The 11,751-nt window shown below is 29.8% G+C and carries 12 protein-coding genes; 2 read left to right on the top strand and 10 right to left on the bottom strand.

Annotation, left to right across the window (positions count from 1 at the left end):
- Positions 1 to 129 precede the first annotated feature (129 nt).
- Positions 130 to 987 carry a radical SAM/SPASM domain-containing protein gene (locus AJ886_RS07430; RefSeq protein ID WP_070287480.1) on the top strand — a complete coding sequence of 286 codons (858 nt, stop codon included), beginning with the start codon at positions 130 to 132 and terminating at the stop codon, positions 985 to 987.
- On the opposite strand, the gene AJ886_RS07425 is transcribed toward AJ886_RS07430, so the two are convergent.
- From AJ886_RS07425 to AJ886_RS07410, 4 genes are read right to left on the bottom strand one after another with little or no spacing between them, the layout of a single operon-like run.
- Positions 984 to 1,790 (bottom strand): ABC transporter substrate-binding protein, encoded by an 807-nt coding sequence (locus AJ886_RS07425; RefSeq protein ID WP_070287479.1) that lies wholly within the window; start codon positions 1,788 to 1,790, stop codon positions 984 to 986. The two genes, AJ886_RS07430 and AJ886_RS07425, sit on opposite strands and share 4 nt — an antisense overlap.
- A complete protein-coding gene (locus tag AJ886_RS07420) occupies positions 1,787 to 2,563 on the bottom strand; it encodes an ABC transporter ATP-binding protein (RefSeq protein WP_070287478.1) in 777 nt (258 codons plus the stop codon). Before AJ886_RS07420 ends, AJ886_RS07425 begins: the two co-directional genes overlap by 4 nt.
- On the bottom strand, positions 2,563 to 3,549 hold the full coding sequence (locus AJ886_RS07415; protein WP_070287477.1) for a FecCD family ABC transporter permease: 987 nt from the start codon (positions 3,547 to 3,549) through the stop codon (positions 2,563 to 2,565). Before AJ886_RS07415 ends, AJ886_RS07420 begins: the two co-directional genes overlap by 1 nt.
- A complete protein-coding gene (locus AJ886_RS07410) occupies positions 3,524 to 5,647 on the bottom strand; it encodes a TonB-dependent receptor (protein ID WP_070287476.1) in 2,124 nt (707 codons plus the stop codon). Before AJ886_RS07410 ends, AJ886_RS07415 begins: the two co-directional genes overlap by 26 nt.
- Positions 5,648 to 5,840: 193 nt before the next feature.
- On the opposite strand from AJ886_RS07410, the gene AJ886_RS07405 reads away from it, so the two are divergent.
- A complete protein-coding gene (locus AJ886_RS07405) occupies positions 5,841 to 6,596 on the top strand; it encodes a HugZ family heme oxygenase (protein WP_070287475.1) in 756 nt (251 codons plus the stop codon).
- Positions 6,597 to 6,609: 13 nt separating this feature from the next.
- Here AJ886_RS07405 and prfA read toward each other — a convergent pair whose 3' ends face one another.
- The 6 genes from prfA to AJ886_RS07375 form a co-directional block, all read right to left on the bottom strand.
- Positions 6,610 to 7,677 carry a peptide chain release factor 1 gene (gene prfA / locus AJ886_RS07400; RefSeq protein WP_070287474.1) on the bottom strand — a complete coding sequence of 356 codons (1,068 nt, stop codon included), beginning with the start codon at positions 7,675 to 7,677 and terminating at the stop codon, positions 6,610 to 6,612.
- Positions 7,678 to 7,695: 18 nt separating this feature from the next.
- Positions 7,696 to 7,959, bottom strand: a complete 264-nt coding sequence (gene rpsT, locus AJ886_RS07395; protein WP_002856547.1) for a 30S ribosomal protein S20 — start codon at positions 7,957 to 7,959, stop codon at positions 7,696 to 7,698.
- Positions 7,960 to 8,037: 78 nt separating this feature from the next.
- Positions 8,038 to 8,538: a phosphatidylglycerophosphatase A gene (locus AJ886_RS07390; protein ID WP_002858951.1), complete on the bottom strand. Its 501-nt coding sequence runs from the start codon at positions 8,536 to 8,538 to the stop codon at positions 8,038 to 8,040.
- A gap of 4 nt (positions 8,539 to 8,542) precedes the next feature.
- The gene (locus AJ886_RS07385) at positions 8,543 to 9,703 is read right to left on the bottom strand and encodes a sulfate adenylyltransferase (RefSeq protein WP_070239843.1); all 1,161 of its coding nucleotides are present in this window, start codon (positions 9,701 to 9,703) and stop codon (positions 8,543 to 8,545) included.
- The gene (locus AJ886_RS07380; protein WP_002866587.1) at positions 9,681 to 10,568 is read right to left on the bottom strand and encodes a response regulator; all 888 of its coding nucleotides are present in this window, start codon (positions 10,566 to 10,568) and stop codon (positions 9,681 to 9,683) included. Before AJ886_RS07380 ends, AJ886_RS07385 begins: the two co-directional genes overlap by 23 nt.
- A complete protein-coding gene (locus tag AJ886_RS07375; RefSeq protein WP_070287473.1) occupies positions 10,565 to 11,680 on the bottom strand; it encodes a bifunctional 2-C-methyl-D-erythritol 4-phosphate cytidylyltransferase/2-C-methyl-D-erythritol 2,4-cyclodiphosphate synthase in 1,116 nt (371 codons plus the stop codon). Before AJ886_RS07375 ends, AJ886_RS07380 begins: the two co-directional genes overlap by 4 nt.
- Between the last annotated feature and the right edge of the window lie 71 nt (positions 11,681 to 11,751).

Below are 11,751 nucleotides of genomic sequence, written 5' to 3'. Positions count from 1 at the left end.
AGTGTGATTTTTGTTTAATATATTTAAAAATAAAGAAGAGAAATAAAAAAGATAAAAATATCGATAAAAATGTTACATATTTTAATAAATTTCATAAATTTTGGTAAAATGTTTACTCTAGGAAATATAATGAAATTTAAAAAAATATATATAGAATTAAGCGATATTTGTGGTTTAAAATGTGATTTTTGTCCTTCTCAAAAAGGAATTCGCGGGGTAATGAGTGAAGAAAAATTTCAAAACTTAGCTTATGAAATTTCTAATAAAGCTGAGCTTTTTACCTTTCATCTTTTGGGCGATCCTTTGCTTTTACCTAATTTGGAAAATTATCTAAAAATCGCAAAAGGTGAAGCTATGAAACTTGAAATCACTACAAGTGGCTTTTATTTAAATTCTAAAAATCAAGCTTTATTGTTAGGGTATGAGAATATCCATCAAATCAATATTTCTTTAATATCTTTTTTAAGTCAAAGCAAAATTTCTTTAGAACAGTATTTTAAGCCTATTTTAGAACTTTGCAAAAAGCATTTAGAGCAAAAAAGCCTTTCTTTTATCAATCTAAGACTTTGGAATTTAGATGCTAATTTTAAAGCACCTAAGTCAAATTTAAAAATTTATGAGTTTTTAGCCAAAGAATTTGAAGTTAAGATTGATACAAACTTAAGTAAAAATCGCTTGCAAAGACATATTTTGCTTCATCAAAATAAACTTTTTAAATGGCCTAATTTAAAAGACAAACCCCTTTATAAAAAAGGAAAATGTCATGCTTTAAAAGAGCAAATTGGGATTTTAAGTGATGGAAGTTTGGTGCCTTGCTGTTTGGATACTAAAGCAGATATTAACTTAGGAAATGTTTTTGAAAATAACTTTGATAAGCTTTTTAAATCACCGCGTATAAAGATGATGAAAAAAGCTTTTGAAGAAGATAAACGCATAGAAAAACTTTGTCAAACTTGCGAATTTTTTAAAGCAAGATTGGGTGATTAAAAATTGTTATTTTCTAGCTTTGTTTTAAATTCTTGAATTCTATCTATTATCTTAGGACTAAGGCGTAATAATATATGTGTATCTTTGTTAAAATAAATACTTCCTGTTTTAACTGCTTTGGTATTTTTCAATAAAGCATTTGTATCCAAAAGATTATTTTTGGCATCCATTCCAAGAATGAGTATGTCTGGATTTTGTTTCAGTATATATTCTGCTGATATAACAGGTCTTGAAATTTGACTTTGTGGGCTTAAATTTTTAATCCCTATGAGTCTTAAAATATCAGCTATTAAAGAATTATCATTAAAGGCCATTAAAGGGTTGCTAGAATAAAGATAAATCGCACTTTTATTTAAGGGTTTATCGCTTAATTTTTTTAAATTTTGAGCAAATTCTTGTTTTAAAAGCTCTGCTTCTTTTTCTTTTTTCGTGATTTGGCCTAAGGTTGTGATATTTTTTGTTATATCTTCTAAACGTTCGGCTTTTAAATTGATACTTTTGATACCAAAATTTTTAAGTCCTTCTTCTAAATTTAAAGAATAAGAGCTTAAAATCACCAAACTTGGTTTTAATGCTACTATTTTTTCAAGTGAAGGATTTGAAAAAGTGCCTACGCTTGTAAGTTTTGAGGTTTGATCTTTAGGATAGATATTTGAGTGTTGTAAAGTGGCAATGCCTACGATTTGATCTTCAGCCTTAAGCATAAAAAGGGTTTCTATACTTGCAGGATCAAGTACTACAAGGCGTTCTTTTGCATTTAGTGTGATTAAAAACAAACTCATAATAATTAAAATTTTTTTCATTTTTTCTCCTTTAAAGCTAAAATATAAGGTTTAGAATTTTTATAAATAATCTCGCAGTTTAAATCATAAATTTCTTTTAAAATTTCTTGAGTAAAAAGCTCTTTGCTCGTTCCAAAATACCTTATCTCCCCTTCTTTTAAAAAAAGGATTTTATCGCAGAACATAGAAGCTAAATTTAAATCATGCAAGATAGCAACAACGGCTATATTTTTTTCTTTAACTAGTTTTTCGCAAAGACTTAAAAGCTCTATAGCATAGTTTAAATCAAGGGCTGAAGTGGGTTCATCTAAAAAAAGAATTTTTGGCTTTTTAAGCAAAGCTCTTGCCAAAAGCATTCTTTGAAATTCACCCCCACTTAAAGAAAGTATGCTTCTTTCTAGAAAATTTTCAAGTCTTAAATCCTTAGCAAATTCTTTAATTTCTAAAATATCTTCTTTAGAATAAGAACTAAAAGCGTGTTTTAAATTCGCATATTTGCTCATCAAAAGCACATCGATGACTTTTAAAGGGGTGTTTAATTCTGATTTTTGAGGCACAAATCCGCAAATTTTGGCAAATTCTTTAAGAGAAAAATCTTTGATATTTGTGTTAAAAAGACTTATCTCTCCTTTATTTGGACTTAAATTTTTAAGTATAAGTTTTAAAAGAGTGCTTTTACCTGAGCCATTTGGCCCTAAAATTCCTATAAAAGCCTGATTTTTAAGTTCTAAATGAATGTTTTTTAGTAAATCTTTTTGGTGATAAGCAAAGCTTAAATTTTGTATTTTTAGCATTATAAAAATCTCCTAGCGCTTAAAGCCAAGTATAAAAAAATAGGAGCTCCAAAAAATGCAGTTAGGATTCCAATCGGAATTTGCACAGGGGCTAAAAGAGTTCTTGCTAAAGTATCACAAATAAGTAAAAATAATCCTCCAAATGCTGTACATAAAGGGATAACTAAGGCATTATCATAATTTTTAAGCAAAAGTCTTATGGTATGAGGAATGATGAGCCCAACAAAGCCTATAAGTCCGCTAAAAGCAACCGCAAAAGATACAGCCAAGGATGAAACAATGAGTAAATTTATCTTTAATTTTTGAGCATTTACCCCTAGATTTCTAGCTTCATCATCTCCGCTTAAAAGTATGTTTAATTCGTTTTTATGAGCGTAAAAATAAAACAAACAAAAAATTAAAGGCAAGATTAAAATTCCCACACGAAACCAAGAAGCATTGCCTATATTTCCCATAAGCCAAGCGACTATTTTAAAAGAATCCTCGCCTATAAGATAGGTGAAAAAAGAAGTAAAAGCTCCTAAAAAAGATGAAGCTGCTATGCCGATAATGAGTAAAGTTGCTATAGAAGCTTTAGAAGAAATTTTAAAAACTCCTAGGGCAAAAAAGGCAGAGCAAACAAAACCTAAAATTCCATAATAATAATCATTCAATTTTAACAAATACGCCAAAACCGATCCAAAGGTTGCTGCAGAAGCTATACCTATAATATAAGGATCGGCTATAGGATTTGAAAATACATTTTGAGTGATAGCCCCACTACTAGCTAAAAGCATACCGATTAAAATCGCCATTATAATGCGTGGCAAGCGTCCATCTATGATGATTTGTCTTAAAATTTCATCTTGGCTAAAGATATATGAAAAAAGTTCTTTTGGGTTTAAATTCTCATCTCCTAAGCAAAGTGCTGTAAAAGAAGCGATTATATAAGCTACAAAAAGCCCTATAATCACTAAAATTTTAGAATGCGTATTTAAATTCAACATAGTAGTTTCTGCCATTCCCAACTAGGTATTGATCATTTATACTGTCTTGGTATGTGTAGTATCTTTTATCGAAAAGATTGCGAATTCCTGCTAAAATTTGTAATTTTTTATAATTATATTTCATACCAATATCTGTTAAAAAATAATCCCTTATCCAAGAATTTTTAGACATTTTTCCTGTATTTTCATCTATAGTTCCACCATCTTTTGCTCTAGAAAAATAGGTTAAATCAATAAAATTTGAGAAATTTTTATTCCAAGCGTATTCGAGCCCAGCTGTGGCTTTGATTTTTGAAACATAAGGAATTCTCATGCCGTCATTAACACCTTTAGAAATTTTAGCATCAAGATAAGTTAGACTTTCTCTAAGGATTAAATCATCATCTAAAAAATTTTGACTCAGACTTAATTCTACTCCTAAACGGCGAGTTTGATCTATATTATAATATTGCCAAAATCCTCCACCTGTTGCGTGAGGGTTTCCAAGATAAGAAATTTCATCTTTGCTTAGGGTGTAAAATAAAGTTAGATTAAAGCCGTAAAAATCCCACCAAAAATCATCAATTCCTAGTTCAAAAGTATCAAAGATCTCAGGATTTAAATTTGCAGAATAATACTTTTGAGTTTTTTGATCCTTATTGACAAATTGTGCTGGACTTGGAGAGACAAAACCTCTTTCGTATTTGATATAAAGCTTTCCTGTGTCTGAGTATTTAAAATTTGGAGTGATTTCAAAGGCGAAGTTATGACTTGTATCATCGGTTGAAAAAAGCTCTGGAGTGCTTGGTCTAGGAACGCTTGATATAATCATATTGCTAGTGTAATTTCTATTTGTGTCATAAAGACTATATTCATATCTTGCTCCACCTGAAATACTAAAAATATCATTAAATTCATGAGAATCAAGAGCGAAAATAGAATGGCTTTGTTTATCCATATCCATAAGCGTTGTCATGGTGTGACTCATTTGAAAATTAGGACTATTTACATCATAATGAATAATACTTGTTCTTTTTGCATCATGGTTTGCAAATTCATAACCAAAAATAAAATAAGAATTATTTGCATAATTTAGCTTGTTTTTTAAACTTATCCCTGTAAGTGTGTCTTCAAAACTACTTCCATTTTGATATACAGGAAGACTCATATTCATGTAGCTCATTGTAGAAACATCTTTTAGATAATTGATCTTTTGATTTTGCCAAAAAGCTTCTAGGTTAAATTCCCATATATCATCAAAATAGTAATGATAATCCAAAGAAATTTCAGGGCGATTGATTTGTGTGATATTGTCACTATTGCCTTTTTGAGTTGGATCGCTTTGAGCTTGTGCTTTTGTTAGATAGCCACTGCTGGTATTTTTGCTTTTAAAATAATTATACCCCAAAGTTAAATCGCTATTATCATTGATATCAATATAGGTTTTTGTGTTGATAAAATAACCTTTTTCATTATAACCTTCTTGATATCCATCAAGGTTAAAACTTTGTATATCAAAGCTAAAAGCTAAATTTTCATTTATTTGTTTGGCGCCATTGATACCTAAATTTCCACCTATTCCACCATGATCATAAGCACTGCTTTTTAAATTTATAGCAAAAGCATCTGATTTTTGTTTTTTTGTAATGATATTAATCACGCCCCCTCTAGTACCACTTCCATAAAGCACAGAACCACCCCCAGGTATGATTTCTATGCGTTCTACATTATCTAAATTGATACTATCTAGCGGGGTTACACCATGGGAATTATCAAGAACATTAATAGCACGCCCATCGATCATAACTTTTACAGCTATATTGGATTTATCTCCTTGTCCACGCATATCTATATTGCGTCCAAGTCCAAAATTTACAAAACTAATGCCTGAAATTCTTTCTAAGGCTTGTTCTAAGGAAACATAACCTTTATTTTGCAGATCTTTACCTTCTATGCTGATTACATTGCGTAAATTTGAGTCCGCATCTTGCTCAAAACCTGTTGCACTAACAACAACTTTTTGTAGATTGATGGCTTCATTTGATTCTTGTGCATTTAAATTAGTTATTAGTAATAATGCAAATAAAGATAATTTAAAAGCTTTTTTATTTGGGTGCAAATTTTACTCCTTAAATAAAATAAATAATGATAATTTATATCATAATAATTTAGAACGAAATTTATCCTTTATTAACTTAATTTAGTATAAATTTTTGTTAAAATAGATAATTTTTATATTTTAAGTTATTTTTAATTTGATAATTGATACCATTTTTTTTAATATTTTATTTTAAAATCAAGAAAGGATAAAAATGAATTTTGAAAGCATTATTTCTCATATGAATGATCATCATAAATCAAATTTAGTTGATCTTTGTAAAAAATTTGGTGGTATTGAGCAAGTGCAAGATGTTTTTCTAAAAAGTGTTGATTTTAATGGCTTAGATCTTGTTTACAATGATAAAGAAAATTTACGAGTGGAATTTCCTAAAAAAGCCGATGAAAACACAATTAAAGATACTATAATATCCCTTTGCATGAGTGCAAAGAGTGAGCAAAATTTTAGTAGCGTAGAAAAAGAATTAAATGAATTTATGCTAAGTTTTAATTCTGTAGCTTTGGCAACTTTAAATGCAAATGGAGAAGTTGTTTGCTCGTATGCACCTTTTGTAAGCACACAATGGGGAAATTATATTTATATAAGTGAAGTAAGTGAACATTTTAACAACATCAAAGTAAATCCAAACAATATGGAAATAATGTTTTTAGAGGATGAGAGTAAAGCTGCTTCTGTTATACTTCGCAAAAGATTGCGCTATAGAGTAAATGCAAGCTTTTTAGAGAGAGGTGAAAGATTTGATCAAATTTATGATGAGTTTGAAAAACAAACCGGAGGAGAAGGAGGCATTAAAACTATACGCAAGATGCTTGATTTTCATCTAGTAAAGCTTGAATTTAAAAAAGGACGCTTTGTAAAAGGTTTTGGTCAAGCTTATGATATAGAAAATGGAAATGTTTCACATGTAGGTGCTAGTGGAAATCCACATAAATTCCCACATAAGCATTAATTTATATAAAATCTTATAAATTTTGTTCTTGTAAAGCTTGGGCTTGATGATGAGTGATTAAAGGTTCTATGATTTCATCAAAAAGCCCATCTTGCATAATGGCATCTAAGCGATATAAAGTAAGATTTATTCTATGATCGCTGATACGATTTTGTGGAAAATTGTAAGTGCGAATGCGTTCGCTTCTATCTCCGCTTCCTACTTGTGATTTTCTTGCTTCGCTTTCTTTTGCTAGTCTTTCACTCTCTTGCATTTCATAAAGCCTTGCTTTTAGGACTTTCATCGCACTTTCTTTATTTTTGTGTTGGCTTTTTCCATCTTGATTGACTACAACTATACCTGTAGGGACATGAGTGATACGAACAGCCGAATCAGTAGTATTTACACTTTGTCCACCATGTCCTGAAGATCGCATAACATCAACTTTAAGATCGTTTGGATTGATTTCGATTTCTATATCATCAACTTCTGGCATTACTGCCACGGTGATAGCAGAAGTATGCACGCGTCCTTGGGATTCTGTTTGAGGAACTCTTTGAACACGGTGCGTTCCACCTTCATATTTAAGTCTTGAATAAGCTCCTGTTCCTTTAACAAGCATGATGATTTCTTTAAATCCACCTACACTTCCTTCGCTAGAGCTTACAATCTCAAGTTTATAGCCGCGATTTTCAGCATATCTTGCATAAGCTTTTACAAGATCTCCTACAAATAAAGATGCCTCATCGCCACCTGTGCCTGCGCGAATTTCAAGAAAAATATTTCTTTCATCATTGGGATCTTTAGGAAGAAGTAAAATTTTAATCTCTTCTTCAAGTTTTGGTTTTAATTCTTCTAAAGTTTTTAGTTCTTCTTTCGCAAGTTCCCCAAGTTCTGGATCGTTTAGCAAAGCTTTATTTTCTTCTATATTGTCTAAAGTTTTTAAATACTCTTTAGCTTTTAAAACGATAGGTTCTAAATTTTTTTGTTCTTTAGAGAGTGTAGTCATTTTACTGATATCGTTGAGTATATCAGAACTGCTAAGAAGAGAATTTAACTCTTCAAAGCGTTTTAAAAAAGGATCTAGTTTGCCAGCTAACATTAAAAACTATATAGAAAATTATGCGATTTTATTTACTAAAAGGGCTAAGCGGCTTACACGGCGAGAAGCAGTTTGTTTTTTAATGAAACCGCGACTTACCATAGCATGAATGCTTTTATTAGCTACTTTTAAAGCTTCATTAGCAGCATTTTTATCTCCATTTGCTGCAGCTTCTCTTACGGCTTTAGTTATATTTTTAAGTCTTGTTCTATAGAATCTATTTCTTTCTGTTTTTTTAATAGTTTGTCTTGCTCTTTTTTCAGCAGATTTATGGTTTGCCATTTATATTTTCCTTTTTTGAAATTAAAGACTAAATTATATAAGAATAAAATTTAAAATTTAATTAATTTAAGCAAAATTTCAAAATAAATCCTTTAAATTTATATCCCAAAAAACTAAATTAAATTTAAGTAAAAATCCATAAATTACCGCACTTAAAAGTCCAGCAAACAATCCTGCTAGCATATCATCAAGCATTACACCTAGTCCGCCTTTGACTTTTTTATCTATCTTGCCAATAATAGAAGGTTTTGTAATGTCAAAGAGTCTAAATAAAACAAAAGCCAAAATAAAATTGACTATCGAGTTTTCAACACTTGCTGCAATAGCACAAGCAAGAAAAACCCCAGCAACTTCATCGATAACTATGTGTTTGTCATCGTGAATTCCTGTTTTTTTTTCATAATCATCTATAACACGAATACTTGCAACAAAAATTAAAATACTTAGTAAAAACAAAGTATTAATCCCGAGATATTTAAGTATAAAAAAAGCAGGTATTAAAGCAGCGATAGTACCAAAAGTCCCACTTGCCTTTTTTATAGAACCTGAATAAAAAAAAGTTAAAAATAATTTTTGCATTTTGTTACACCATATAAGACATTTGATGAATTTCTAAAAGTTTTTGATAAAATTCTTCATCATTTTTGTATTCTAAAATTCCATCAGTTGGAAAAAGCTCATTATAAATTTTTTGCATATTTTTTAATCTATTTGGAAAAAGAGAAGTTAAAATAATACTAGATACTTCCTTGCGCATGAAAATTGCTGGAGGAATGATACCCGCTCTTAGTAAATCTTTTAAAGACTGAGAATTATAGTGCAAATGGTGATGACAACCATGAGGGCAAGATCTTGTGCTAACAATCATGCGACATTGATCGCAAAATACAAATTCAGGCAAAACAATCACTTCTATGCCATAATCCTTGGAAAAATCATCAAGTATGGTTTTTGGTTGATTATCATCATAAAACATTCCAAGTCCTGTATGATTTTGTCCTACTACTAGTTTGGTACAACCTAGACTTTTTGCGATAATGCTTTCTAAACCAGGATTTAAATGGGCGTGAAAAATATTAATATTTTTTAATGGAAAAATGAAAATTCTATCCGGTGGAAGATAGTTTTGAATAAATTTTTTCAAATAAGCTTCTTTAAGTTCGAATTCAAACCCATTTGCATCAAAAGATTCTACAAGAAAAATTACAACTAAATCTGCTTTATCAATGGTCCAACGAAACATCCTTTCATGGGCACGATGCAAAGGATCAAAACTTGAAACTATAGCGGTAATTTTTTGTGCATTAAGATTGTTTTTGATTTGTTGAAAATTTTCTTTTATTTTTTTAATTTGAGAATTGTAAATTTCTATTTTTCCACTTATGCAAGTTGTTCCTATATCTTTTAGAGAGCAAGTGTTGGGATTGAAAATATCAGAAAATTTTTTATTATTTTTAAATTGGCTTTTAAAATCTATATGTCCTACTACTTTTTCATCTAGTATTAGATCGATTCTATCGCCAGATTTTATATCATTTACTGCTTCTTCAGCATTTTTTGGTGCAAAGCTTAAGGGATAGGGAAAACTTTCTCCTTTAAATTTTCTTGATTTAATGATTTCATTGACTTCTTTTTCATTCATTAAATGAGTGCAAGTACCTAATAAACCTTCTTTAATAAGTGATAAGATGCCAAATTGATTTTGATCTATGGTAATGTTTTTATTTTTTCTTGCTGATTTCATATTTCTTCCTTTTTTCCCATAAAGATTTACGTGAAATGCCTAATTTTTTTGAAAGATCAGTATCAGGAAATATATTTTGGTAGTTTATAATAACATATTTTACATACTCATCTATGGTTAAAATTTCATTGCTATCGATATTTTTTTCATTATCATTTAAATTAATGCAGTTTATTTTTAAATCATCTGTATTTGAATTGGTATGCAAAATAACATTTTTGTTTTGTATAAAATCTAGGAGTTTTTCCTTTTCTGTTGCTTTTAATGCTTGAAAATTACTCAAAAATAAGAGATTGTTTTCTGTGGGAAGTTTCATAACTTTTTCAACTGAATTTGTAGATGTTAAATCAATAAAAGAAAGAGTAATGTCACATTCATTTGCATAATTAAAAACAAAAGCATCAGCACTGCTTTGCTTGTTGGATTTTAATATCAATGGAAGTTTTAATTTTTTATAATTATACTCTGGAATTTTGATTGTTTCTAATCTTGATTTGATATAGCTTTGATAAGCTTTATTAAGGATTGAAAGTTTTCTAAAATCTTGATAATGCTTTATTTTTCTAATCAGCTCTTCTATCATAAAGGGTTTTTGAATATAATCACTAGCGCCTAATTTCAAAGGATTTGAAACTGTATCTGTACTTATATAAGAAATAAGCAAAATAATAATACTATGTTTAAACTGACCTACGGCTTTTAGAAAATTATTAGTATTTGTAGAAAGCAGTACAATATCATAGTATTTTTCACCATTGTATTCATCAAATGAGTTGATAATTTCACAGCTATATCCAGCATCACTTAGTTTAATGCTAATGCTTTGCGCTAGATAAATTTCATTTTCAATAATTAAAACTTTCATAATCTTGTCCAATCAAAATATTTTAAATTTACACTACTAAGCACTGCCATACCTTCTTTTCTTCCAATAAAACCCAATTTTTCCGTTGTTGTGGCTTTAACATTGATTCTAAATTCATCCAAGTCTAAAGTATGAGCTATATTACTTTGCATAGCTTGTTTAAAGTCTTTAAGTTTAGGGCTTTGTGCCATGATGCAAATGTCTATATTAATGAGTTCAAAACCTATTTCTCTGACTTTATCATAAGCCTGTTTTAAAAGCTCCATGGAGTTGGCATTTTTAAATTTCATATCAGTATCAGGATAAAGCTCTCCTATATCTCCAAGTCCTGCAGCACCTAAAATCGCATCGGTTAAAGAGTGAGCTAAAACATCTCCATCGCTGTGTGCTTTAAGCCCCATAGTAGGATGAATTTGCACTCCTGCTAAAAGCAAAGGGCGATTCTCTCCAAATTCATGCACATCAAAACCATTACCAGTAAAAATTTCAAAGCTAGGTTTAGGCAAATCAAGCTTTTTAAGATCTTCTTTAAAGGTTAGTTTTCTTGCATTTTCTTCACCTTCAACAAACCAAATTTTTCCATCCATTGCAGCTATAGCTGTGCTATCATCTGTAAATTCTAGGTTTTGATCCAAGGCTTTTTTAAGCAATTTGGTTTTAGAAATTTGCGGGGTTTGAATGAGTTTGATTTTTTCTCTTTGTAAGGCTTCATTGTCAAAAAGCGTTGTATCTGCAACTTTTAAAGCAGGGGTAATACAATCTGCTTTATTTAAATTTTCAATCAAACGATCAAACAAATTTTTACTCACCAATACCCTTGCTACATCACTTACCATAACAAATTCACTATCTATGAGCTCTAAGGCTTTTTTTAAGGATTCTGCTCTGGTATCACCACCTTCTATGAATTCATAGTTTTTAGTAAATTTTTTCATATAAGTGATATTACTAGAGGTAACAACTATTTTTTTAAAAGGATAAAAAGAGCTTAAATTTTTTGTTGCATAAAGCCAAAGAGGGTCATTTCCAAGTCGTAAAAATTGTTTTTTTACCTTTGTGTTAAAACGAGTAGAATTTCCAGCTGCTAACATAATGAGGCTCATTTCACTCATTTTTTTATTCCTCTTTTTAATATTGTTGGTTTTTATAATGTTACCATATTATACACTTATAAAAAGCTAAA

Origin of the sequence: Campylobacter sp. BCW_6465 (assembly GCF_001762815.1) — a bacterium.
Lineage (GTDB): Bacteria > Campylobacterota > Campylobacteria > Campylobacterales > Campylobacteraceae > Campylobacter_D > Campylobacter_D jejuni.
This window is presented reverse-complemented; position numbering and strand designations above follow the sequence as displayed.

What these genes read in the sequence shown, in the direction of transcription:
- AJ886_RS07430 (WP_070287480.1), top strand. Translation starts at nt 130, where the DNA reads ATGAAATTTAAAAAAATATATATAGAATTAAGCGATATTTGTGGTTTA.
- AJ886_RS07425 (WP_070287479.1), bottom strand. Translation starts at nt 1,790, where the DNA reads ATGAAAAAAATTTTAATTATTATGAGTTTGTTTTTAATCACACTAAAT.
- AJ886_RS07420 (WP_070287478.1), bottom strand. Translation starts at nt 2,563, where the DNA reads ATGCTAAAAATACAAAATTTAAGCTTTGCTTATCACCAAAAAGATTTA.
- AJ886_RS07415 (WP_070287477.1), bottom strand. Translation starts at nt 3,549, where the DNA reads ATGTTGAATTTAAATACGCATTCTAAAATTTTAGTGATTATAGGGCTT.
- AJ886_RS07405 (WP_070287475.1), top strand. Translation starts at nt 5,841, where the DNA reads ATGAATTTTGAAAGCATTATTTCTCATATGAATGATCATCATAAATCA.
- prfA (WP_070287474.1), bottom strand. Translation starts at nt 7,677, where the DNA reads ATGTTAGCTGGCAAACTAGATCCTTTTTTAAAACGCTTTGAAGAGTTA.
- rpsT (WP_002856547.1), bottom strand. Translation starts at nt 7,959, where the DNA reads ATGGCAAACCATAAATCTGCTGAAAAAAGAGCAAGACAAACTATTAAA.
- AJ886_RS07390 (WP_002858951.1), bottom strand. Translation starts at nt 8,538, where the DNA reads ATGCAAAAATTATTTTTAACTTTTTTTTATTCAGGTTCTATAAAAAAG.
- AJ886_RS07385 (WP_070239843.1), bottom strand. Translation starts at nt 9,703, where the DNA reads ATGAAATCAGCAAGAAAAAATAAAAACATTACCATAGATCAAAATCAA.
- AJ886_RS07380 (WP_002866587.1), bottom strand. Translation starts at nt 10,568, where the DNA reads ATGAAAGTTTTAATTATTGAAAATGAAATTTATCTAGCGCAAAGCATT.
- AJ886_RS07375 (WP_070287473.1), bottom strand. Translation starts at nt 11,680, where the DNA reads ATGAGTGAAATGAGCCTCATTATGTTAGCAGCTGGAAATTCTACTCGT.